The organism is Psychrobacter sp. CR212 (assembly GCF_059693765.1).
Map to the genome: position 1 here is coordinate 108,305 of NZ_JCATIF010000004.1, position 24,160 is coordinate 132,464.

Below are 24,160 nucleotides of genomic sequence, written 5' to 3' on the forward strand. Positions count from 1 at the left end.
TAGCAGCCATACTATTTATTTCCCATATCTTTTATCAATATCAATCGAGATCCAATAACCATGCTTAGGCTTATCGGTTACCTGCTTTGTGATCCATGCGCATGAGCATCAGTTTGGCCAACGACAGCACGATGAAGGTGATGATAAACAAGATTAAGCCCAGATGCAGTAAAGACGCTAGATGCAGCTCACTTGACGCTTCGGCAAACTCATTGGCCAATGCTGAGGTGATGGTCACACCAGAAGTAAATAGACTTGGGCTGATATTGAACGCATTACCGATCAAGAAAGTCACTGCCATGGTCTCACCGAGCGCACGACCCAGTCCCAAAATCACGCCGCCAACGACACCCGCTTTGGTATAAGGCAAGATAATCTTGAACATCACTTCCCACGTCGTCGCACCCATACCGTAGGCCGACTCTTTGAGTAGATCTGGCACCACAGAGAAAACATCACGCATGGTGGCAGCGATAAAAGGGATAATCATGATGGCAAGTACCAAGGACGCGGTAAACATCCCTAGTCCCATGGGTGCGCCTGTAAACAGCTTACCGATGATCGGTAGCGGGCCAACATGCTCAATAAACCATGGCTGAATGTGCTCACCAAAGAAAGGCGCAAAGACAAACAAGCCCCACATACCATAAATGATAGAAGGAATACCTGCCAACAGCTCAATGGCAATACCAAGCGGTTTTTTGAGGAACTTTGGACACATTTCGGTCAAAAATATCGCAATACCAAAACTGACTGGTACAGCGATAACAATCGCGATAAATGACGTCACCAAGGTGCCATAAATAGGCGCGAGTGCCCCGTACTCATTGGCAACCGTGTCCCAATTATTACTGCTATAAAACCCCAGACCAAACTCTTGGATACTCGGCCACGCCCCAACAATCAGAGACACCAAAATGCCTCCTAACGATAGGAGGACGAGTATGGCAAACGCTTTGGTAGAGTTGACAAATAACGCGTCGTAACGTTTTTGTTTAGCCAGTTGGGACCTTAAGTCTGTCATAAGTGTCTCAGCATTGAATGGGTGAATTCAAAAAAACCAGGGTGTTCATTTCGTTTTATGACAGCAAACGCAACTTGTATCCGTACTAATGGTTATCGTGAAATATAGCGATTAGTGTTTTGGTCAAATTTGCTGTGATAAAACCTCTCAAACCACTACCGGAGAATAGTGGTTTAAGAGGAAATCAAAAAGTCATTAAGCAGCAGCTTGTACAGATCGTTTATTGCGCTGGCTTATAAACTGGCTGTCCATCGCTACCTTTGACCTCATTCCATTTCTCTTTGAATAGAGCCACTGCTGTATCAGAGAATGGGACATAATCTAGCGCCATGGCATCATCATCACCTTGGGTATACGCCCAATCAAAGAAGTTCAACACGCCAGCGACTTGCTGAGGATTCTCTGGTTGCTTATGGACTAAGATGAAAGTAGCAGCAGCGATTGGCCATGCTTGATCCGTCTCAGAGTTGGTGATGACTTTATAAAAGCCTTCTTGTTGTGACCAATCGATGTCGCCAGCGGCGGCAAAGGTTTCAGCAGATGGCTGCACGATATTGCCCGCGGCATTTTTAAGCGCGGCATGTGACATGTTGTTTTGCTTGGCGTAGGCATACTCCACATAGCCGATAGAGTTTTTCATACGGTTGACGTAGCTTGAGACGCCCTCATTACCTTTACCACCTGCACCAGTGGCAGAGGTTGGCCACTTAACCGTTTTATCAACACCAACGCTGTCTTTCCAATCTGGTGATACCTTAGCGAGATAATCGGTAAAGTTAAACGTCGTACCTGAACCGTCTGAGCGGAATACTGTGGTGATGGCGGCATCTGGCAAAGTCAAATCTGGGTTCATGGCTTTGATCGCAGGATCATTCCAGTTATTGATTTTACCCAGATAGATATTGGCTAAGGTTTCACCATCTAGCTTTAACTGACCTGGCTCAACACCATCGATGTTAACGATTGGCACAACGCCACCAATCACGGTTGGGAACTGGATAAGACCAGACTCTTCAAGCTCTTCAGGTGTCAATGGCGCGTCAGAAGCACCGAAATCGACGGTTTTTGATTGAATTTGTTTGATACCACCAGATGAACCAATAGATTGATAGTTGACTTGGCCACCTGTGGCAGCGTTGTAGTCATAAGACCATTTGGCATAGATCGGCTGCGGGAATGATGCGCCTGCACCTGTGATATTCATGGCGATGTTTTCAGCAGATTTGAAACCCGTGTCAGCAGAAGGCGTTGCCTGAGTCTGAGTGGTGGTTTCAGCCGTGGTAGCGGCGCTACTGGTCGTATCAGCAGCTGGTTCTGCCGTCTCTGTTGACTTATTACACGCCGTAAGCATTAATGTACAACTAACGGCCACTGCTAATAACGAATAACGCATGTAGGACTCCTGAAGTTTAACAACGATATAAAAAAGCATTGTTTGTGATATGAGCGTTATCTTGCCAAATCTTTATGACAGTTTAATGACAACCTCTCAAATCCTGCATTCGCTTTACACAATATTTAGCCATCGCCTCTAAGTATCAGTAATATCAAGGAATTTTAATTATTATCAATAGCTCCTGTTCTTTGTATCCATGCTAAATAGCAAAATAAGCGCCTGATATTTTCATCCAAATTCCATTAGCCGTTAACGCAGAATTTTGTTAGTATGAAGAAGATTTACAACACTGACAGACTCGGGGTGCGGTGTAGCATTGGCCTACTTTATTAAACGTTTATAGTTGAGCATTGATAAAAGTAGCCACCTATCTACATTCGCTGAGAGATCACCCGCCGAACCTGATGCGGTTAGTACCGACGCAGGGAAGTCTTAAGCACGTTGTTATTGATGACAACGGACGCGTAGAAATACCTTTTTATCATCGCTATTGTCTAACGATGCACGTCGCATACGTAGATAACGAGAGAAGATAGAAAGCGGCGTCCACTATTTGATGACCATTAACCGCGACAATTTCTTTGCTCGCTGTTAGGTGTTGATAATATAAATTTGTCTGAATGACGACTGCTTGTCCCCGCAGCTACTGGCGGTGTTGCTTTTATTCAAAAACCAACACGCTAGGACAGCATATGACTATTTCAAACAGCAGCTCTTTTGACAGTGCCTCTTTAGACAGTGCCTCAGCGGCATCACAAGTCCAAACGCACAACCCAGCCGATAACCTACCTCTCGTATCAGACACCAAAGCCGATAAAAAAGCCGACGCACTAAAAACGCCTGCCCACCGCGCCGCCAGTGATGCACGCTTTGAAGAAGACGCGCGCGACTTACACCGTATCCTACCCGCCTCGCGCAAAGTCTATATCGAAGGCTCACGACCTGATATCCAAGTACCGATGCGTGAAATCAGCTTGGCGGATACGCCTGTTGGCGGTACGGGTGATAAGGATGGCGAGCACAATCCGCCTTTTTATGTGTACGATACTTCAGGTGTGTACACTGACCCCAACGTCGAGATTGATCTGACCCGCGGTCTACCCAAACTGCGTGAAAACTGGATCGCTGAGCGCGGTGATACCGAGCAACTAAGCGGTCTATCTAGCTCGTACGGGCAAGCGCGTGCTCGTGATATCAGTACTGCCAACCTCAGGTTTGCCCATATTGACAAACCGCGCCGTGCCAAAGCAGGTCAAAATGTCACGCAGATGTACTACGCACGTCGCGGCATCATCACCCCTGAGATGGAATATATCGCGATACGTGAGACGCAAAAGCAGCATGAACTGACTGACATGCGTCAACATGAGGGTGAGAACTTCGGTGCCAATACGCCCAAAATTATCACCCCTGAGTTTGTCCGTGATGAAGTAGCCGCTGGACGCGCCATTATTCCCAATAACATTAATCACCCTGAATCTGAACCGATGATCATCGGGCGCAACTTTTTGGTAAAAATCAATGCCAATATCGGCAACTCAGCGCTCGGCTCATCGATTGATGAAGAAGTGTCCAAAATGACGTGGGCCACGCGTTGGGGCGCGGATACCATCATGGATTTGTCCACGGGCAATCACATTCATGAAACTCGTGAATGGTTAATCCGTAACTCGCCTGTGCCAATTGGTACCGTACCGATTTATCAAGCCTTAGAAAAAGTCGATGGCGTCGCTGAAGATCTGACGTGGGAGATATTCCGTGATACGTTGATTGAGCAAGCCGAGCAAGGCGTAGATTACTTCACTATTCATGCCGGCGTCCTACTACGCTATGTACCGCTGACCGCAAAGCGTTTGACAGGTATCGTCTCACGCGGTGGCTCTATCATGGCGCAGTGGTGTCTGGCGCATCACAAAGAGAGCTTTTTATACACGCATTTTGAAGATATCTGCGAGATTATGAAGCAATACGATGTGGCGTTCAGTCTAGGTGACGGTCTACGCCCCGGCTGCTTGCAAGATGCCAATGATGAAGCGCAGTTCGGTGAGCTACGCACCCTTGGAGAATTGACCAAAGTGGCATGGGAGCACGACGTACAGGTGATGATTGAAGGCCCTGGACACGTGGCGATGAACCGTATCAAAGAAAACATGGACTTGCAGCTTGAGCTGTGTGCTGACGCGCCTTTCTATACCTTGGGCCCATTAACGACTGACATTGCCCCGGGTTATGACCACATTACTAGTGCGATTGGTGCGGCCATGATTGGCTGGTTTGGTACCGCGATGCTGTGTTATGTCACGCCAAAAGAGCACTTAGGGCTACCAAACAAAAAAGACGTCAAAGACGGCATTATTACCTATAAAATCGCTGCACACGCCGCCGACCTTGCCAAAGGTCACCCTGGTGCACAGGCGCGTGATAATGCGCTATCCAAAGCGCGTTTTGAATTCCGCTGGGATGATCAGTTCAATCTGGCGCTCGACCCTGATACCGCGCGCGAATATCACGATGAAACGTTGCCAAAAGATGCGCATAAATCGGCACACTTTTGCTCTATGTGTGGTCCGAAGTTTTGCTCCATGAAAATCACGCAAAACGTGCGTGAGTATGCAGCAGGACTGGACAAAGATGCCGCTAATAAAAAGGTAACGCCGCAATCAGGCGACTTAAGCGATGATGATCATTTGATCAAAAAAGTCGATACAGAACTGGTCGGACAAGTAGGCGAAGCCAGTGCTGAAGAAGTCCGTCAAGGCATGGCTGAGATGATGGAAAAATACAACAAGGAAGGACGCCAGTTATATAAAGAGGTATAAGCTTTTTACTATAATAAAAAAGCCCAAACCTGACTATCAGGTTTGGGCTTTTTTAGTTTATGTATTTAGTAATATCAAACCTTCGACGCCTGATAAATCTCCTCAATCGACGTATTAATGGTATCGGCAAACTCTTCATCGCTTTGCTGCTTACTCAACCCTTCGGTAAAGGCGCGCGAGAAGCTGGCAATCATACCGGGGTTTTGTTTGAGCTTCGCGCACGCATCAGTGCGGCTATAACCACCAGATAGCGCCACGACTTTGAGCACTTTTGGATGGTCAACCAGTTCCTGATAAAATCCTGCTTCTTCGGGCAATGTCAGCTTGAGCATTACTTGCTGTTCGTCATTTAAGCGTTCCAGATTACGCAAAATATTGGCTTTTAATAGCACTTCGCAATCATGTTTTTGGGCACTATCAATATTGATCTCTGGTTCAACGATTGGCATCAAGCCTTTTGAGATGATTTGCTTTGCCACATCAAACTGCTGCTGTACAACGAGCTCAATACCATCGACATTTGGCTCATAAATGACTGAGCGCATCTTGGTACCAAATACTGGATAGTTCTTGGCTTTATCTAGCAACAGGTCTAGATTAGGCATCGGCTTCATGACTTGGACGCCGCTCATCTGCTCCGCCAAACCTTTATCTACTTTCAAAAATGGGACGATTTGCTTGTCTTCCCACAGATAGTTGGCGGTCGACTTACCATTGACGTCGCGCTCCATGGTATCTTCAAATAAGATCGCACCAAGCACACGCTCATTGTCAAAACAGTCGCACGTCATGATACGGGCACGCATCTCATGCACCAAATCAAACATGGCCTCATCATTCTCATACTCCTCGCCGCTGATGCCGTAATTCTCTAAAGCCTTTGGTGTGCTGCCACCACTTTGGTCGAGCGCAGCGATAAACCCTGAACCGTCTTTTATGCGCTGTAACTGATTGTCGTATTCCATTGAAAGTACATCCTATTTTTATTGAGTGAATTCAAACATCATAAATCAAGCTTTCTATCACCTATGATAAGGTCTGCTATTTGTAGATGACCTTATCATAGGATGATAAGTATGCCTATATAGAAAACGTGACAACTTTGCTAAAAATTCTACTGTATCCTTCCTTGGACAACATATCTCACGCCAAAAATAAGACGCCCACACAGCATACTGCGAGTAGCAGCCCCACCAAATTGATGCGATTGAGTCGTTCTTTAAACACGCCCACTCCGATCAATGTGGCGACTGCGATGACACCCACGTTCATCCCCGTAAATACAATACTGGGTGAATCGGAGAGCACTTGATGGGCTCTGACATAAGCATAAATATTACCCATATTCAGCGCGCCAAGTAGCAATCCAGCGACAAGGGCGTCTGCCTGCCAGCGCACCCGAGTGACGAGCAGATAGACGAGTAATAATAGACCTGCGACTCCAAAACTCACAAACAGTGTCAACGGAAAAGCGGTGCCCTGCTTGGCCACTTGCTTAAACAAAATATCGATGATGCCGTAACCCGCCCATACACCGAATAACCACAGCGGTGTGTATTTTGTTTGCTTAGGGGTATCTGTCTGCTGTGGTCGATAAACCAGTGCTCCTAGTGCCAAAAAGCCAAGTGTCAATCCCAGCACACGCGTACCTGTCAGCACCTCACCAAATAGCAAAAAAGCGGCCACTATCGGAATAATCAATGATAAGCGCTGGGAGGCATCCGTTGCTACCATTCCCACCGCCTCAATAGCACGTCCAAGGATAATAAACACGGCCGGTAGCAAGATCCCAAGCGCGATGATGATGCCCCAAGCACTGTCTAGCGCATGTATGGCGCCGATATCAGGCTTCAATAAAAGCCAGGTCAATAAAAAAGCGACGGGATAACCTGCGACAATGGTCTGACGAATATCCATTTTCTTTTGGCGTAGTATTTTTAAAAGCACTGAAACAGCGACGCTACACAGCACCGCAATGGTTAGATACATCATTAAGGCCTACCTTTTGAACCTTAGTACTGGGTATTTATTGTCCGTACACTGGTGGCGCAGCATCAAGTAAGCCGCTTTGTATTCAACTGATTTCATTAAAAAATATGATTACAACGCTCATCATTCGATCAACTAAGCCAGTTGCGGTCTAGAAGGTAGCAAAATATATTTTTGACAGCAATCTATTTATCCGTATTTCCACGCGCGTTATTGGCAATAACGTATCAACCAAAAGCACTATGCATGGGTAAATTACAATTTACTGCACGCCTGATTGCCAAGTTTTGATAAAATACCCTGCTATTTTATTAACATAAGTAACGACTCAAAACCGCTCTGTTTTGACGTATTATTGCCGCCTATGAACGCTCTCTTTCGTTTTTTTGAATCCCGTCTTCCTGCCTTCCCAGAAACGCCCATGCCATTGCCTCGTAAGGGGTTGTTGAAGTTTTTGTGGGCCTGTACTCATGGTTTGCGTGGCTGGCTGTTCTTATTTATGATCCTCTCCGCAGGTGTTGGGGTCTATGAGGCCATGTTGTTTGCATGGATTGGTAACTTGGTGGATTGGCTGGGTGCTTATACCCCGCAGACACTGTGGGCAGAAAAAAGCGACATGCTACTGCTGATGTTTGCTGTCTTAATCCTCAGCCCATTTTGGATTGCATTATCGTCATTGGTACATTTTCAAGTGATCCAAGGCGTGTTTCCGATGCAGATGCGCTGGCGTTTTCACCGCCGAATGCTTGGGCAGTCGATGCAGTTTTATCAAGATGAGTTTTCAGGACGTGTCTCAGCAAAGGTGATGCAAACAGCATTGGCCGTGCGTGATACAGTGATGACCATCACCGATATGATGATGTATGTGGTGGTGTATTTTGTCACCACGGGTGTGATTTTATTTAATCTGGACAGCTTGCTGCTCATTCCATTTGCGGTTTGGTTTGTACTGTTTGGGCTTGCCATGTGGTACTTTATCCCGCGCCTCAAACGTACGGCCATTGTACAAGCGGATGCCCGTGCGTTGATGACCGGGCGCATCACCGATGCTTATGCCAATATCATGACCGTCAAGCTGTTTAGCCACTCGCAGCGCGAGCTTGGCTATGCCAAATACGCGATGAATCAGTTTTTGGGTACGGTACACGCACAGATGCGCTGGGTCAGCTATCTTGAGGTCGTCAACCATGCCATCAGTGTGACTCTGATTGGCTCGACTGCAGCTATCGGTGTGTATTTGTGGCAACAGGGCGATGTGGGTGTTGGTGCGATTGCCGCAGCGACTGCTATGGCACTGCGCTTAAACGGTTTGACCCACTGGATTATGTGGCAGACCACCAGTTTGTTTGAGAGTATTGGTACGGTACAAGATGGTATGCGTACTCTATCAGCCCCGCAAAAAATCGTCGATAAGCCTAATGCGCAAACACTAACGGTCACTGATGGTCGTATTGTCTTCGATCATATTGATTTTGGTTACGAAGAGGATATGATCGCTGCCGATGATGAAGGCGCGCGCGTCGATGAGGCGCACACTGCAGGTACCGCACTGGCGAGCAACCGTGTGAAGCTGCTAGATGACTTTTATTTGGACATCAAACCAGGTGAAAAAATCGGTCTGGTCGGACGCTCTGGGGCAGGCAAATCAACCTTGGTGAATTTACTACTACGCTTCTTTGATGTCGATAGTGGCAAAATCTTTATTGATGGACAGGCAATTGATGAGGTCACTCAAGAGTCACTGCGCCAGCAAATTGGTATGGTGACCCAAGACACCTCATTATTGCATCGTACCATCCGTGAAAACATTGCTTATGGTCGTCCAGATGCCACCGATGCTGAAATTATTGAAGCCACTAAGCAAGCCCAAGCATGGGACTTTATCAAAGACTTAAGCGATGACAAAGGCAATACCGACCTTGATACCCAGGTCGGTGAGCGCGGCGTCAAACTCTCAGGTGGTCAGCGCCAGCGTATCGCCATCTCCCGCGTAATGCTGAAAAACGCACCAATTTTGCTGCTTGATGAAGCCACGAGTGCCCTTGACTCTGAAATCGAATTTGCCATTACTGAAAGCTTAAACGACATGATGACTGGCAAAACCGTGATTGCCATTGCCCACCGTTTATCAACCATTGCCGCCCTCGATCGACTAGTAGTGATGGACAAAGGGCGCATCATTGAACAAGGCAGTCACGAGGCGCTGCTCGCACGCGATGGCGTCTATGCTAAATTATGGCAACGTCAAAGCGGTGGTTTCTTAGGTGAAGACAACTAAGACCCATCAAAATAAATCACAAGGAAGTGTTTATTTTATGGAAGCATTTACAAAGAGCATCAATCTTGATGGTAAAAAAGCACGTTACTATCATCTTAGCCAGCTCAATCAGTCAGTTCAAACAGATAACCATCGCCGCACACCCGCGCATTTTTATGGTGGTAATAGTTTCACCGTTGGTACCTATACGCCATTGCTAAATGAGCTGGCAACTGAGTTTGATATCAGCTCCCTTGCCCTGCGTGGCTATTGGTATGACAAACCGCACAGCCGTCGTCTGACGCGTGAGCAAGATGCTGACCTGCTTATTGAGTTTTTAGAAAAAACACAAGATAAGCCTGTCGTCGGTATTGGACATTCACAAGGCGCAACCGCCACAGCCATGGCAGCAGCCAAACGTCCAGAGCTGTTTTCGCAGCTATATCTGATAGAGCCTGTCACATTCACCAAAAACCAAGCCACCTTGTATAATCTGTTACCGCGTTCTATCCTGCTGAGTCGTGAGCCTTTCAAAAGCACAGTAAATAGGCAATCTACGTGGCCGAGTGTTGATGCTTATTATGACAACTTGCGTGCGCAGCGTGCCTATAGACGAATCAGTGACGAGCATTTGCAGATATTTGCCGAACAGAGCTTGAGCAAAAATCCAAATGGAAGCTACAGCTTGATGTTTGCTCCAGAGCAAGAGCTTGCCAATTATTTTGGCGCCCCTCATATCGATGCCGCACTCAAAAAACTGCGCTGTCCTTATACGCTGATTACCGGTAAGCCTACTTTATTCATCAATGATAAAGTACGACAACAATGGCAAAAATTTGTGCCTGATAGCAGCATCATCTCCTTAATAGACTATGGTCACCTGCTGCCAATGGAAGCGCCCAAACTGTGTGCTCAGATCATTCAAGAGCACTATCAACGCAGCAAATAATGAGAGATAACTATTGATCTATGAATGACCTTTTTGCGCCCGCACCCACAGATAATATATTGCCCTATGATGGTAATGTAAACGATCTAGGCATAGTCATAAACGATGCCAATGTCCTCTATAATACATTGCTAAATGGGTTGCCTTGGCAATCTGATATAGTGACGTTATTTGGTAAAACTCATGTGACGACTCGCCAAATTGTCTGGATGGGAGACACGGATGCAGATTACCAGTATTCAGGGCACACGCGACAGACAATACCATGGTCAGATATAGTGCTCCATGTGAAACAACATGTAGAAAAAGCGTTGGCAGACATCGGTATTGCAGCACATTTCAACACCTGCTTGCTCAACTATTATCCAACTGGCACTGATGGCATGGGCTATCATGCCGATGATGAAAAAGAGCTCGGTCATCGACCAATCATTGCGTCTCTCTCCCTTGGTGCCACCCGCAAATTTGTTTTTAAGCACAAAAAAACTCAAGAAAAAGTCGCGCTTTATCTTGAGTCTGGACAATTAATTGTCATGCATGGGGACACACAGCACTTTTGGAAGCATACAATCACGAAAACAAAAAAAGTCGATACTGGACGGATTAGCCTGACATTTCGTCAAATGCTTGCAAACTAAAACTGCCATGGTCAGGTTGAGTAAACGATTACCTATGCAATGCGATCTAAAAAACGTTCACGGTAGCATTGATACGCCGCTTCACAGACATTGGCCGTATAGTTAGCATTGACGCCACCTGCCACTACTGCACCCACCGCAGGAATGATTTGCGCGGCTTTCGTTTTAACCATATTGGTGGCCACTTTGGTTGCTGTCTGACGCAGTACCCGCGACATGACCTCTTCATTAATCTGATTAAATGTCTGCGTTTCTGGATCTTTAATCATCGCACGGGTATCATCCAGTGCTGCTTTGCGCGCTTCAGTAGAGGCAGAAGTAGCCACCGCCAACAAAGACATGGCAAACAACTGCTCGCCTTTATCATTCATGTCTAGGCCACATGATCCGTTACTTTTTCGTCTGTTTTTTTATTCTCTTTAACTTTATTTTCAATGTCTTTATTCATAGTCATAGAACATTCTTTGTTATTACTTCATTTATCAGCGTGTCTCTCACTATCCTACAGCAGACAACATTAGAGAGTAGGCCTGTTGTGTTGTCAGAGACACCATTCTTGTAGAGTTTTATGAAGTACGTAAAGGATCCTATGATTTTTAAAAAACTGGTTAGCGCCCCTTATTCAGAAGCAGCAAGGACAATTTTTCCAAAGGCATCACCCTTTTGTAATTCATGATGAGCTGCAACCACTTCTGATAAAGGATAGATTTTTTGGATTTTTAAGGTTAATTGACCATCAGCGACTTGCTGTAAAACACGCGCCATATCGTCACCACTACGCTGCGCTTTATACCCTGATACTGCTAAGCTTTTTTGCTCGCCAGCTTCTTTGAGTTTATCGACCCAAATGGTTGGCAACACATTCACGCGCGCGCCCGATTTGAGCACACTCAGGGCGCGAACACCGGCTTCATCGCCAACTAAGTCAAGTAGTACGTCGGCTTGCAAGTCAGGGAACGCTTCGTCTTTGGTATAATCAATCCAGCCTGCAAGCTTGTCAGTATCGATAAGCTCACCGAGCTTGGCATATTTTTCTGGTGAGCAAATAACTGTGACCTTAATATCATCACGGCTTACTTTGTTCATTAATAGCTGTATTAATAAGTGACCGACGCCGCCTGCTGGTGCATTGATCACGACATGCTCACCCTCTTTGATATCTGCAAATTCCACAAACTGTAGCGCTGTTTGCCCAATGCACGGCAATGCCCCTGCTTGCTCTAATGTGACATTCTCTGGCACTTTGGCCAGCATTTTGGTGTCTACCGCCACGTACTGCGCATAGCAACCACCAGTAAAGGTCAAGGCGGCAACGCGATCTCCAATAGCGAACTCATCGCTGTTGCTATCAACCACTGTACCTGATACGTCAAACCCTAAAATAGCAGGCTGGTTATTGTCGAATTTTTGTTTTTGTATATTTTCTGCGCCCCAGCCTTTGCCTTGGCGGGTTTTATAATCGACAGGGTTAATACCGGCGTAGGCGACTTTGACCAATACCTGATCGTCCTGTAATTCAGGGATATCGACACCATCCTGATATATCATTACTTCTGGTTCACCGAATTCACGTATTAGTGCAGCGTGCTGGGTATTGGGGAGTTGAGGTTGCTGAGAGTTGTCATTAGTAGCTGGCGTTGCCATTGCAGAATATCCTTATATTTTGTTTATTAGTTAGTGCTTACTATTTATTTCAAGTTAGATGACTATTTCATAAGGGGCGATTTTAGTCGATAGTATTTTTGCTAAAAAGATGTTTTAGTCTCGATACATTATCAAGGCAGTGCATCCGAGCACATCACCACCAAGTATTAAGAAAGTATTAAGGCAGCATCAGTTCTGCACTAATCGGCAAATGATCCGACAATGATGACCACGGCTTTCCACTATGTACCCATGCGTCTTTGACAACCAAATTACGCAGATAGATACGATCTAAACTGAGCACTGGCAGTTTTGCTGGGAATGTCGGTAGCAATTTGCCATGACAATGTCTAAATGCTTCTATCATACCAAGCTCGGTAGCCAGTTTGTCACAAGACATTTTTTTCCAATCGTTAAAATCGCCTGCCAAGATGAGCGGTTGATCAGGTGCAATCTCATTTTTTACATAATCGCTGATGGCCTGATATTGCTTGATACGATCGCGCTCAAACAGATTTAGATGCGCGCACAGTACAACAACTGGTCTGTCCCAACCGATAGGCTGCACTTCACAATGCAGGACGCCGCGCTGCTCTAGCCTATTGACGGTAATATTGACATTGTGTTTTGGGTCTAATGGGAACCGGCTTAATACGGCATTGCCGTGATGACCATTCTCGTATTCTGAATTTTTGCCATAGCTATTTTCTAGATCTAAAAACTCGCCAAACCATTCATGCTGAGATTGATTGGGGTACTCATTATATTGCATGTTACGTTTGAGGTTTTGTCCCTGCACTTCTTGTAGACACAATATATCAGCACCTACAGTTTCTAGCGCTTGAGCAATACCTTGCATTTTCACCTGACGGTTTAGTGGTGACATGCCTTTATGAATGTTGTAGCTAGTTAAAACAAAAGAGGTGGTAGTCATAATTTGGTTAATTGTACGCTCAATATTTATGGAGTAAAAATCAATAGCTCAGCTACGATAACACCCAGAGTGATAGTAATGAAAGAAATAAAAAGAGCACTGGCTCATATCGAACCAATGCTCTCATATTACACCTATGCATTATTAATGGCTAATTCATAAATGAATATCGCACGTAGGTGTCATTGTTAGATCATCGTTAAATTAGTAACGAGTAACCAACGCGATTGGTTGATCTTCACCCATGATATCTTGTGGCATAAATACAGCTTTACCACCATTATGGATGACATGCTCGATGATTTCACCGATCGCATCATCAGTCACGCCTTCTGCGCTAGCGTCGCTTACAAGGCTTAGAGTTTGCGCTTTTTCATCAATTTTGGCAGATTGGATATAGCCACGACGTACATAAAGGGTCTCGCCAGCGCCTTGGAATGCACTACGGTATACTTCCTGCAGATCAGTCTGCAGCATATTCGCACCGCGGGCTTTATCGATTTCGCCCAAAGCAGCATGATGTAATGATTTACGGTATTCTTCTACCGCTTCTTGTACACTATCAACGATATGCTGAGCGCTGCCATCTTCTAAATTAGTAACATTTGACACGGTAGCAATGATGTTGTCTGGACGATCACAGACTTCTTTATAGTAACCGATGTTTTTGGCGTCACCAACGATCACGAGTGGCATTTTGTGCTCACCCCATAGCTCTTGTACGCTTTTATCGACTTGATTAAAGTATTCTTTTAAGTGGCTGCTTTCATTGTTTGACGAGCGATCTGACCCACCGTCACCTGTGGTATACAGCCCGTTATTTTCAACAGGAAACTGGATATTTTCCATGTTGTTTTGTATGTCGTCATCTTTATCAAACTCTCTAATGACGCGATCATTTGATGCTTCAATCAGACGAGAATTATCGCGGGTTAGGACAACCGTGTAGTAATGTACCGCACTGGCCATATCACGCACCAAATCACGAGTGGCAAAACTGTCTGAGATGACAACACGTTCGGTCGTGTCGATTGGCATACGGACAATCTGCACGTCCTCTGTACTAGCAAATATGGCCAACGTATCAAGATTATAATTATGATTTAGATCATTAGTCTTTGCATGAATATTGTCTAATATCGTGGTCGCCGTACTCTTGTCATACTCTTTGTTTAAGCGATCTTCTACAACTTTCAACTGATTTTTTAGAGCGATAGGATCTTGCTCGTTAGCTGGATGTGCTCGGTGAGTCTTAACAAAGATACTTACCGCTGGATTGGCTTTGGTTTCACGTAAGCTTTTAAGAGTCGCTTTCATATATTGCTCCTTGTTTTATTATCATTTACTTTCGAATTTATACATTCTTTTATGAGTACAATGTCAGGGCATCTTGCCTTATTTATTATTAATAGCAGCTCTAATCATTGTCGGTAAACAACGAATTCTGCTGTCAATTCATCAATATTTTTTGTCCATTGTCTATCTGTACGCCTGATCGGCGTACAATTTTTAAATTCCTTTATCTTGATGCTAACAGCTACCCCTCATTCGCTATAGGGTTAATTTGCAAGCAAATGATAGCCCTTTGTAAGTAGAGCAATCTGTATTGTTAAAGATTTCTACTATCTCAGCTTACTATATTATTTGTCGTTTCCTTTGAGCATTCACTTTTAGTTTAAGCATTCACTCTTAGTTTATAAGTACTCAGGTTGTATTTTGACTAAATGAACCCATCTTTTATATAACTAAATATAAATTTCAAATGGCGCGAATCGTAGTACATCGCAAAGTTAGCTCGTATCAAGCGCGATTTAAAAGCTATGTTTGCCCAATGTTTCTTTAATAATAATCATTAATATCGGATACCTTTATGTCTCTTCCTTCTTCAGATTTGCGCCTTGTTGATTTTACCAATGCTGCGCCAAGTACATTACAAACCCAAGTCATCAATGCTATCGACGATGCCAATAGTTTCTTAGATAACTTGACGGCGGTGGCTGACAATAGTACTGGCATTGCAAAATTAAGCGCTGAGCAAGCACTGGCAGATGTGATGCAGTTTGATCATATCAATCTAGCGCTAGATCGTAGCTGGGGAATCTTATCTCATCTCAATGGCGTAATGAGTAACGATGAGATTCGTCATGTTCACCATGAGCTGCTACCAAAACTATCTGCTTACGGTACGCGAGTGGGGCAGCATCAGCCTTTGTTTAATCGCTATCAAGCTATTGTCAATGACACAGATTTCTTTGCTACATTAGAGCCTGCTCGTGCACGTGCAATCAAACTGGCATTGCGTAGCTTTGAGTTATCAGGGGTGGCATTACCTAAGACTGAGCAAGATAAATTTGCTGCTATTCAAAGTGAGCTATCTACCTTATCTGCGACATTCTCAGATCATATCTTGGATGCAACCCAAGCCTTTGCATTGCCTCTACAACCAAATCAGCTAAAAGGTTTAACAGAGAGCGGTTTGGCGCTATTGGCAGATGCAGGTGAACAGTACAAGGCTCGTGAGCTTGCTAATGGCACCCTGAGTCAAACTGATATAGATGCGCTTCCGATGCCTTATTATGTCGCAAGCTTGAACATTCCTGTATATCTGGCAATTATGACCCACGCTGATGACCGCAGCTTACGGGAAACGCTGTATCACGCTTATGTCACGCGCGCCTCTGAATTTGATACGCATACCAATGCTAAAGGTGAGTCACTAAACAATGCCGATATCATGAGCCAAATTCTCACCTTACGTGAGCAAAAGGCCAAGTTATTAGGCTTTGATAATTATGCTGAAGTATCCCTATCGACTAAGATGGCAGACAGTGTCTTGGAAGTAGAGACATTCTTACGTGACTTGGCGGCCCAAGCGACCCCAGCCGCGCAGAAAGATTTAGCACAGTTACAGAGGTGTGCGCAGGATTATGGCATTGATGAATTGCAACCTTGGGATAGCGCCTATATCGCAGAAAAGGTAAAACAAAGTGAGTTCAGCTTATCGCAAGAGGAGATTCGTCCATATTTCCCATTACCCAAAGTGATTAATGGCTTGTTCACTATTGTTGAGCGTCTATACGGTATTAAAGTACAAGAGCAAAGCCATAAAAATGCAGAAAGTGACTCAGTGTCTCGCTGGCATGACGATGTAAGCTTTTATCAATTATTCGACGCTGATGATCGCTTGCTTGGTGGCTTCTACTTTGACTTATTTGCGCGTAGCGGTAAGCGTGGCGGTGCATGGATGAGTGGTTTCCAATCTCGCTATAGCTATGAAGAACAAAACCATCAGCAACTGCCTGTCTGCTTTATGGTTGGTAATTTCACGCCAGCACTTGATGGCAAACCTAGTCTATTGACCCATGATGAAGTATTAACCTTATTCCACGAGTTTGGTCATGGCTTACATCATCTATTGACTCAAGTAACGGTCAGCGATGTCGCTGGTGTCAATGGCGTTGAATGGGATGCGGTCGAGCTTCCTAGTCAGTTTATGGAAAACTGGGCTTGGGACGCTGAAGGTATCGCCCTTATCAGCAGCCACGTTGAGACTGGTGAGCCATTACCTAAAGACAAACTTGATGCACTACTGGCAGTCAAAAATTTCCAAAGCGGCATGCAAACGCTGCGTCAGATTGAGTTTGCTCTATTTGATTTACTCATTCATGCTCATACGCCAGCACTGAGTTACGATGGCATTTTAGAAACGCTCGATACTGTTCGTCATGATATCTCCGTTATGCAAACGCCTGACTATAACCGTTTTGCTAATGGTTTCAGTCATATTTTCGCGGGTGGTTATGCTGCAGGTTATTACTCGTATAAATGGGCGGAACTGCTATCAGCTGATGCGTTTAGCAAGTTTGAAGAAGACGGTATTTTCAACCCAGCGACAGGCAAAGCGTTCCGTGAATCTATCTTATCTGTTGGCGGCAGTTTCCCAGCGAAAACCAATTTTGAAAACTTCCGTGGTCGTAGCGCCAGTATCGACGCCTTGCTACGTCATAATGGTTTCACTGATGCTAAAAAAATTGATGCGGCAAACACTCAAACGACTCGCGAGGTCATTTAAATGCGTTACCAGTCATCTAGTCCCAAGCGCCGATTTTTAGCAGGGGTACGTTGCCCGAAATGTCAGGAAATGGATGCTGTGGTGCAAGTCAATATCGTCACCCCTGCCCCAGATGAGTATATTAAATGTACTCAATGTGGACATACAGAGCACCGTCCCGATCCTGATGCCATCAGTGCAAAGAACCATTTAGAAGATCAAATGGCTCGTGATGCGATGATAACTGGCACTAGCGGCACTGTAAAATTCAAGCCTTAGTTATCTAGTTTTCATACTGAAAAACAGATTGAATCTTTTATTATTTAATGGTCTATTAAGCCTATCTATCAATAGATAGGCTTTTTATTTTGAGTTTGCTATAGTATGGCTACTTATATTCTTGACTTGAATCGATCACAATATGAAACCAGACGACATCCGGCCTTCATCAATCCACGCTTCTAAGAAAAAACAGACTAAATCACGTCAGAAAATTTTGGCAATACTTATCTCAGTATTGCTACTTATCGTCATTGTCTACCTTATTGTAGGAAGGTCTGGCACTCAGCCCATACTCCCTATAGATAACGCTACTTCAGCACCAGTAACTGAGCAAACGCAGACAGAATCAGTCACAGACAGCACTTCAGAAGTATCAGATAACTCTGTGATTAACGGCGGTGTGCTCATGGATGAAAACTCTGGTGCAGCCAATAATGACAGTACTGCGATACCAAATCCTACTGCTATATTAGATGCGCCGCTACCAGAAAATGACAGCTTGGCGAAAGAAGAGATTGATCGTTTAGAAGATGAGCGTCAGCGACTAGCCGAACAAGAAAAGTTAGCAGCTGAACAAGTGGCTATGAATAAGCAATTGACTGATATGAAGGCAGAACAAATTGCGCTACTCGAACAGCAAATTGCTCAGTTAGAAGCAAACGACTCTAATAAAGCGATGGTTCAATAACTGTATACTTGATTTGGTTATAGAGAGGCTTACGATGGCGATTTTACAACTCACACATGCCTCTATTTTAAATAGCAATGCACAGTTGCTTGTTTTACCTGTCAACAATGCTGGTGTCGTTTTAGATCCTGTACTCACGCGAGCCAAAACATTGTTTCCTGATAACCATCATCGTTATCATAGCGCGTGCCGTGATGGCAGTCTGAGTGTTGGCAGCTGCTTACTGTATAAGCGCACACGTGAGCAATCTGGTCTTGGCATCAGTAGTAACGGCAATCAACCAAGTTATATCGCCAACCTTGCTGTATCAAACCACCCATACCATCCTGCGCGGTCGCGTTGGCTCATCGCGGCTTTGATCGACCTACAGCAGAAATTAATTCCGCTCATACGCTACCAAGGGATACGCAGAGTTGCGCTACTCGCTCGTCCGCTTATCTCCGATAATCCACGCGATCCTATATCTAATAAAAATGGGAGTATAAATTCGCTGCCTTTAGATTGGCAGACTGATACGTTGCCATTATTGACCACGTATTTACAAGACCTACCAAAACTGCGTATCGATATACATATGCCCAAAAGCATTGATTTATAAATGGCTCTCTAGTCAGTCATCATTTTTTTGCGCCCATAAAAAACCGCCTTGGGCACTCATAAGAGCATCCCAAGGCGGTTTTTATGAATCAAACTACATCAAATACTGAGCCTTAGTTCTGCTCAACACCTTTCATAGTTAGTTTGATACGGCCGCGGTTATCAACGTCTTGCACAAGCACTTTAACGACCTGACCTTCTTTCAGATAATCAGATACATTTTCTACGCGCTCTTCTGCGATTTGTGAAATATGTACTAAACCATCAGTGTTTGGTAAAACATTCACAAATGCACCAAAGTCGACGATACGAGCAACCGTACCTTCATAAGTTTTGCCAACTTCAACTTCAGCAGTTATTGCTTCGATTTTACCGATAGCGGCTTTAGTCGCTGCTTTGTTTTCACCAAAGATACGAATCGTACCAGCGTCATCGATATCGATAACCGCACCAGTCTCTTCGGTTAGCTGACGGATAGTTGCGCCGCCTTTACCGATAACGTCACGAATTTTGTCTGGGTTGATTTCGATAACGGCATAGTTTGGTGCATGAGCGTTGATTTCAGTACGGCTCTCAGGCAATACTTGGTTCATTGCGTCCAAGATATGGATACGACCAGCATGGGCTTGCTTAAGCGCTTGCTCCATGATGTCAGGGGTAATACCTTCAATCTTGATATCCATCTGTAGTGCAGTGATACCGTTTTTAGAACCGGCTACTTTAAAGTCCATATCGCCTAGATGATCTTCGTCACCTAAGATATCTGACAAGACAGCAAAACGCTCGCCTTCTTTAACCAGACCCATCGCGATACCAGCAACTGGTGCTTTTAATGGTACGCCTGCATCCATCAACGCCAAGCTTGCACCGCAAACAGACGCCATAGAAGATGAACCGTTTGATTCAGTGATTTCTGATACCACACGGATGACATATGGGAAGCGTTCGCTATCTGGCAGCATCGCTTGTACACCGCGGCGTGCAAGGCGACCATGGCCGATTTCACGACGCTTTGGAATACCTTCGCGGCCTGTCTCGCCCACTGAGAAATGCGGGAAGTTGTAATGCAGCATGAAATGGTCACGAATCGTGCCACCTAATGAGTCAATCATGTTGACGTCACGGCTGTTACCAAGTGTGGTAGTCACCAATGCTTGCGTCTCACCGCGGGTAAACAGTGCTGAACCATGTGTATATGGTAATACACCAACTTGTACGTCAAGTGCACGAACCGTCTCAAGATCACGACCATCAATGCGTGGCTTACCTGACAAGATATTGTCACGAACAGTACGATATTTAAGGTCGTTGTAGATTTCTTTTAGCTCAGATACAGTATCCGCATACGTTTCTGACTCAGCATCACCAGCAAGCGTATCAATGATTGATTGTTTGATCTCATCAAGCTTCGTGTAGCGCTCTTGCTTATCAGTGATCGTGTATGCATCCGCAACTTGCTCACCGAACTGCTCTTTCATGCTGCTAGTCAGTGCTTGATCACGCTCAGGAGAAGAATACTGCTGCTTAGCAGTACCAATTTCTTCCGCCATTGACGCGATATTATCGATAACGATTTGCTGCTGCTGATGACCGTATAATACCGCACCTAGCATCTGATCTTCTGACAGCTCTGCTGCTTCAGACTCAACCATCAATACCGCTGACTTAGTACCAGCCACGACCAAATCTAGATCACTGGTTTCAAGCTGCTCAGTCGTTGGGTTTAGTACGTATTCGCCGTTAATAAAACCAACACGAGCGGCAGCGACAGGGCCATTGAATGGCGCATCAGAGATAGCCAATGCGGCTGAAGCACCGATTAATGCAGCGATGTCTGCAGACTGCGTTTTATCTGATGATACAACGGTGGCAGTAATTTGAATCTCGTTTACATAACCTTCAGGAAATAACGGACGAATCGGACGGTCGATTAAGCGAGAGGTCAGCGTTTCAAACTCGCTCGCACGGCCTTCACGTTTGCCGTAAGCACCTGGGATTTTACCCGCTGCATACATTTTTTCTTGATAGTTTACGGTCAATGGAAAGAAGTTTTGACCTTCTTTGGCTTCTGATTTTACGACTGCTGCGACAAGTACGGTCACGCCACCCATATGTACTAATACAGAGTTTGCTTGACGGGCAATACGTCCTGTCTCGATAACGACCTGCTGGTCGCCGTACTGAAATTCACGCTTAATGGTATTAAACATTGTCATATAATCTTCCTAATGTTGACTGACAAAAGTGATATCAGCTTTAAAAAACCTGATATCTGTCATTAAAATTCTGTGTATATGGTCATTAACTGACAACTTTTCTTCTCGAAATCATCTCAATCAATGCCAATAACTTTACCTAATTATTTCATATATCTTTTCGTGCTAGACATCGTACTATTATGTATATTTGGTCGTTCAATTTTGGCTTTACTATAAATACTATCAAACAGACATTAAGTCAAAAGACTTCGGCGCTAAAGACCGTCTAGGCTATGTCTACGCTCTTAAGAATCAGCTATTTACGCAGTAAGCTAAGAGACAAGTACTTTATCAGTAGTCGCTATATATTCAGTAGATATACTCTCGAACTCACAAGGCATTATTTTACAGTGATTTATAGCCATTGACCAATTAATTGCAGAACAGAGCCGTTATCGATAGAAAATACTGATTTTAACGCCCAATCAGCATCATTATCACTATTTTTGGTCGCTTATGTTTGTCAACCTTGATGTGATTTAGACAAATGGTGCTATCTAAACATAGCTTTCAAAATGAATAAGCATAAAAAAACGGCGTGAAACTATTCCACACCGTTTTTAGAAAAATCTATTTTATCGATAACAACAAACAAGTTCCAAGCGGTTAGCAAAAATTTTAAGATTCTGCTATATAATGGCGTCCTTTGTTTTACCACCCACTCGTATTATTGTCGTTAGATTAGCGACGTAGACCTAACTGGCTGATAAGAGTGGTGTAGCGTCCAAGATCTTTACCTTTTAGGTAATCAAGCAATTTGCGACGCGTGTTAACCATACGGATAAGACCGCGACGGCTATGATGGTCAGCTTTATGTTCTTTGAAATGATTCTGCAAATCGTTGATACGAGCGCTCAACAAAGCTACTTGAACTTCTGGGGAGCCAGTGTCGTTTTCGCCACGTTGGTATTGAGCGATGATTTGTTCACGATCGGTATTAGTTAGCATAAATATCTCCGGCAATGCTAAAAACTTTAAAAACGGACTACAATTTGAGTCAGATTAAAAGCAGTAGAATAGTAAATAAAATAACTTGCGCGCCATTCAGGACAACCCTGCATTACTAGAGTTGACCTAGTGTACGACAAATTCAGTTAAAGATAACGACCATTTAACACGTTTGAACGTATGCATTATATTTGTCAACATCAACACCTAGTTAAGGTGTGGATCTAACCAACATACATTATTCAAAACCTGATTTAAATGTGAGGGCAATTATAACAAAAAACTGCTGAACTATCAGCAGTTTTTCATAAAACTTGTAAATTCGGATCTGGCATTAATGGGAGGACAATTTATCAACAGATGACAATGTTTGCTTATTTGTTAACATCATCTTGTGTTGCATTGCCACCTAGCTCGTCATCGTCAAGTGGTGACGCTGTGGTGACTTCTGCCAAACTATCAGGAGTAGCATCCTCACTAGGATCAATGTCTTCTGATAATTGCTGAATTTCTTTTTCTTGCGCATCCATATTATCTGTTGAGTTACTCATGTTAGCTCCTACATTATTATTTTTCAACATATCTATTTTACAGTTACCAATACTAAGATAATTATTGCTACTAAGCTAAAGCCAAATGCAGTTGTACCATTCTAGATTAAATGACACACAAAGATATTATTTGTCTTCTTTAGCATTTTCTACATTACTAGCAATGCGGTCTGCTGCTGCTTTGCTGTTTTCAGTATGGTTATCTTCAGTTTGACTCTTAAGAGCGGCCGTTGCCGATTCAGCACGTTGTTGCTCAAGTTCAGTATCATTTGGGTTAGAATTAGACATAATATTTTCCTTAATTGTAATTATAAATAGTTGAGAATTTTTAATTTTTCATCTTTCAATAAATGAAGCAAAATTTAAGACAATGCTTTGTCGATAGCATCGACAAAATTACTGATATCATCTGGATTACGTGAAGTAATTAAATTGCCATCGACTTGTACAGTCTTATCGACGTACGTCGCACCAGCATTTTCTAGATCGGTTTGCAGCGTATGATAGGCTGTTAGTGTTTTGCCTTTAGCAATGCCCGTGTTGATAAGTGCCCAAGGAGCGTGGCATATCACAGCTAATGGTTTACCTGCATCATTGATAGCATTGATAATGTCATGGGCTTCTTTATTACCGCGAATGGTATCCGCATTGACCGTACCACCTGGTAATACCAATGCATCATAATCGGAAACATTTGCATCTTTTACGAAGATATCAGCAGTAAAGGTATCACCTTTATTTACATCTTGCTGCATAGCTTGCACTTCTTTATCTTCATTAGTAGTAATCAGAAGGGTCTTGTAACCTTTGTCTTTCAGCTGGTTATTAACGTCTTCGTATTCTGCTTGCTCAAAATTATTATGTAGTAAAAAAGCGATCGTTTTCATAATATTTCCTTTTCTGTCTATACTTATTTATGTTTATTTACATTCGAGTTTTTATAATCGAATTTATTATTGCGCGATAATTTTTGTTGTTTATTATGATTTGATAAATGATTTTTGCATTAATAATAGTCATCCTCTGATATATTTTTTCTTATTAAAGAATGTCCTTTCTACATGCTTTTTATTTTTATTTTTTATTGTTATATTATTTTTCCAGTTTATTTTTGATCCAGTCTTCCCTAGCTGGT

The 24,160-nt window shown here is 43.9% G+C and carries 21 protein-coding genes and 1 riboswitch; of the genes, 8 read left to right on the forward strand and 13 right to left on the reverse strand.

Features of this window, described 5'->3' with window-relative positions:
- Nucleotides 1-70 precede the first annotated feature (70 nt).
- Together pstC and pstS are read right to left on the reverse strand one after the other, a co-directional pair.
- Entirely contained in the window at nucleotides 71-1,024 is a 954-nt protein-coding gene (gene pstC, locus AC58CZ_RS09125; RefSeq protein WP_093069746.1) for a phosphate ABC transporter permease subunit PstC, read from the reverse strand.
- 220 nt (nucleotides 1,025-1,244) lie between these two features.
- Nucleotides 1,245-2,417, reverse strand: a complete 1,173-nt coding sequence (pstS, locus tag AC58CZ_RS09130; RefSeq protein ID WP_301449420.1) for a phosphate ABC transporter substrate-binding protein PstS — start codon at nucleotides 2,415-2,417, stop codon at nucleotides 1,245-1,247.
- Between the two features lie 292 nt (nucleotides 2,418-2,709).
- Nucleotides 2,710-2,865: riboswitch (TPP riboswitch) on the forward strand.
- A 247-nt stretch (nucleotides 2,866-3,112) separates the two neighbouring features.
- Here pstS and thiC point away from each other — a divergent pair.
- Nucleotides 3,113-5,239: a phosphomethylpyrimidine synthase ThiC gene (thiC, locus tag AC58CZ_RS09135; protein WP_494224250.1), complete on the forward strand. Its 2,127-nt coding sequence runs from the start codon at nucleotides 3,113-3,115 to the stop codon at nucleotides 5,237-5,239.
- A gap of 74 nt (nucleotides 5,240-5,313) precedes the next feature.
- Here the strand turns inward: thiC and AC58CZ_RS09140 are convergent, their stop codons facing one another.
- Together AC58CZ_RS09140 and AC58CZ_RS09145 are read right to left on the reverse strand one after the other, a co-directional pair.
- Nucleotides 5,314-6,204, reverse strand: coding sequence for a fructose bisphosphate aldolase (locus tag AC58CZ_RS09140; protein ID WP_494224249.1), 891 nt, complete (start codon nucleotides 6,202-6,204; stop codon nucleotides 5,314-5,316).
- Between the two features lie 178 nt (nucleotides 6,205-6,382).
- Nucleotides 6,383-7,231: an EamA/RhaT family transporter gene (locus AC58CZ_RS09145; RefSeq protein WP_494224248.1), complete on the reverse strand. Its 849-nt coding sequence runs from the start codon at nucleotides 7,229-7,231 to the stop codon at nucleotides 6,383-6,385.
- A gap of 361 nt (nucleotides 7,232-7,592) precedes the next feature.
- On the opposite strand from AC58CZ_RS09145, the gene AC58CZ_RS09150 reads away from it, so the two are divergent.
- From AC58CZ_RS09150 to AC58CZ_RS09160, 3 genes are read left to right on the forward strand one after another with little or no spacing between them, the layout of a single operon-like run.
- Nucleotides 7,593-9,506, forward strand: a complete 1,914-nt coding sequence (locus tag AC58CZ_RS09150) for an ATP-binding cassette domain-containing protein (protein ID WP_494224247.1) — start codon at nucleotides 7,593-7,595, stop codon at nucleotides 9,504-9,506.
- Between the two features lie 37 nt (nucleotides 9,507-9,543).
- On the forward strand, nucleotides 9,544-10,434 hold the full coding sequence (locus AC58CZ_RS09155; RefSeq protein WP_494224246.1) for an alpha/beta fold hydrolase: 891 nt from the start codon (nucleotides 9,544-9,546) through the stop codon (nucleotides 10,432-10,434).
- A gap of 20 nt (nucleotides 10,435-10,454) precedes the next feature.
- Complete coding sequence (locus AC58CZ_RS09160; RefSeq protein ID WP_494224245.1) at nucleotides 10,455-11,072, forward strand: alpha-ketoglutarate-dependent dioxygenase AlkB; 618 nt, start codon at nucleotides 10,455-10,457, stop codon at nucleotides 11,070-11,072.
- A gap of 32 nt (nucleotides 11,073-11,104) precedes the next feature.
- Here AC58CZ_RS09160 and AC58CZ_RS09165 read toward each other — a convergent pair whose 3' ends face one another.
- The 4 genes from AC58CZ_RS09165 to AC58CZ_RS09180 all read right to left on the reverse strand — a co-directional run bounded on the left by AC58CZ_RS09165 (nucleotide 11,105) and on the right by AC58CZ_RS09180 (nucleotide 14,967).
- The gene (locus AC58CZ_RS09165) at nucleotides 11,105-11,443 is read right to left on the reverse strand and encodes an EcsC family protein (protein WP_494224244.1); all 339 of its coding nucleotides are present in this window, start codon (nucleotides 11,441-11,443) and stop codon (nucleotides 11,105-11,107) included.
- Between the two features lie 247 nt (nucleotides 11,444-11,690).
- The gene (locus AC58CZ_RS09170; RefSeq protein ID WP_494224243.1) at nucleotides 11,691-12,716 is read right to left on the reverse strand and encodes a zinc-binding dehydrogenase; all 1,026 of its coding nucleotides are present in this window, start codon (nucleotides 12,714-12,716) and stop codon (nucleotides 11,691-11,693) included.
- Nucleotides 12,717-12,894: 178 nt separating this feature from the next.
- Nucleotides 12,895-13,650: an endonuclease/exonuclease/phosphatase family protein gene (locus AC58CZ_RS09175; RefSeq protein WP_494224242.1), complete on the reverse strand. Its 756-nt coding sequence runs from the start codon at nucleotides 13,648-13,650 to the stop codon at nucleotides 12,895-12,897.
- Between the two features lie 204 nt (nucleotides 13,651-13,854).
- On the reverse strand, nucleotides 13,855-14,967 hold the full coding sequence (locus AC58CZ_RS09180; RefSeq protein ID WP_494224241.1) for an AOC03_06830 family ribosome hibernation factor: 1,113 nt from the start codon (nucleotides 14,965-14,967) through the stop codon (nucleotides 13,855-13,857).
- 553 nt (nucleotides 14,968-15,520) lie between these two features.
- On the opposite strand from AC58CZ_RS09180, the gene AC58CZ_RS09185 reads away from it, so the two are divergent.
- From AC58CZ_RS09185 to AC58CZ_RS09200, 4 genes are all read left to right on the forward strand, one after another.
- The gene (locus AC58CZ_RS09185; protein ID WP_494224240.1) at nucleotides 15,521-17,722 is read left to right on the forward strand and encodes a M3 family metallopeptidase; all 2,202 of its coding nucleotides are present in this window, start codon (nucleotides 15,521-15,523) and stop codon (nucleotides 17,720-17,722) included.
- Nucleotides 17,723-17,980 (forward strand): YheV family putative metal-binding protein, encoded by a 258-nt coding sequence (locus AC58CZ_RS09190; protein ID WP_494224239.1) that lies wholly within the window; start codon nucleotides 17,723-17,725, stop codon nucleotides 17,978-17,980.
- A gap of 142 nt (nucleotides 17,981-18,122) precedes the next feature.
- Nucleotides 18,123-18,671 carry a hypothetical protein gene (locus tag AC58CZ_RS09195; protein ID WP_494224238.1) on the forward strand — a complete coding sequence of 183 codons (549 nt, stop codon included), beginning with the start codon at nucleotides 18,123-18,125 and terminating at the stop codon, nucleotides 18,669-18,671.
- A gap of 34 nt (nucleotides 18,672-18,705) precedes the next feature.
- Entirely contained in the window at nucleotides 18,706-19,269 is a 564-nt protein-coding gene (locus AC58CZ_RS09200) for a hypothetical protein (protein WP_494224237.1), read from the forward strand.
- Between the two features lie 112 nt (nucleotides 19,270-19,381).
- Here the strand turns inward: AC58CZ_RS09200 and pnp are convergent, their stop codons facing one another.
- The 5 genes from pnp to AC58CZ_RS09225 form a co-directional block, all read right to left on the reverse strand.
- Nucleotides 19,382-21,478, reverse strand: a complete 2,097-nt coding sequence (gene pnp / locus AC58CZ_RS09205) for a polyribonucleotide nucleotidyltransferase (RefSeq protein WP_494224320.1) — start codon at nucleotides 21,476-21,478, stop codon at nucleotides 19,382-19,384.
- A 729-nt stretch (nucleotides 21,479-22,207) separates the two neighbouring features.
- Nucleotides 22,208-22,474 (reverse strand): 30S ribosomal protein S15, encoded by a 267-nt coding sequence (gene rpsO, locus AC58CZ_RS09210; RefSeq protein WP_058023603.1) that lies wholly within the window; start codon nucleotides 22,472-22,474, stop codon nucleotides 22,208-22,210.
- Nucleotides 22,475-22,848: 374 nt separating this feature from the next.
- Nucleotides 22,849-23,025, reverse strand: a complete 177-nt coding sequence (locus tag AC58CZ_RS09215) for a hypothetical protein (protein ID WP_167337585.1) — start codon at nucleotides 23,023-23,025, stop codon at nucleotides 22,849-22,851.
- Between the two features lie 126 nt (nucleotides 23,026-23,151).
- On the reverse strand, nucleotides 23,152-23,313 hold the full coding sequence (locus tag AC58CZ_RS09220) for a hypothetical protein (RefSeq protein ID WP_494224236.1): 162 nt from the start codon (nucleotides 23,311-23,313) through the stop codon (nucleotides 23,152-23,154).
- 74 nt (nucleotides 23,314-23,387) lie between these two features.
- Nucleotides 23,388-23,912 carry a type 1 glutamine amidotransferase domain-containing protein gene (locus AC58CZ_RS09225; protein ID WP_025652582.1) on the reverse strand — a complete coding sequence of 175 codons (525 nt, stop codon included), beginning with the start codon at nucleotides 23,910-23,912 and terminating at the stop codon, nucleotides 23,388-23,390.
- Nucleotides 23,913-24,160 lie beyond the last annotated feature (248 nt).